Origin of the sequence: Streptomyces sp. P17 (assembly GCF_032436805.1) — a bacterium.
Lineage (GTDB): Bacteria > Actinomycetota > Actinomycetes > Streptomycetales > Streptomycetaceae > Streptomyces.
Genome location: NZ_JAVRBF010000912.1, coordinates 1 through 267 on the forward strand (window position 1 = coordinate 1; position 267 = coordinate 267).

Sequence of the window (267 nt, forward strand, 5' to 3'; positions counted from 1 at the left end):
CGCTTTCACAGCATTGAGTGCATGCGGTTCGTTGGCAGGCATCACTATCATTTCACCGGCTTTAAGAATGAATGGCTCCCCGCCGATTATAATTTCGGCTTCGCCCTCTACAATCATTACTGTGGCATCGAAAGGAGCTGAATGTTCACTGATCTTCTGTCCCTCATCGATAGCAAAAAAAGTAATATTGCCGGTATTTGTATGAATCAGTTCTTTACTCACAATACCACCCTGAGCATAATCGATCAGAGATGCAGGAGTAAGAAT

1 protein-coding gene is annotated in these 267 nt (G+C 43.8%); it reads right to left on the minus strand.

Features of this window, described 5'->3' with window-relative positions; translation table 11 throughout:
• On the minus strand, window positions 1-222 hold a 222-nt coding region (locus tag RMT89_RS43415; protein ID WP_315889265.1), incomplete at its 3' end, for a cupin domain-containing protein.
• Window positions 223-267 lie beyond the last annotated feature (45 nt).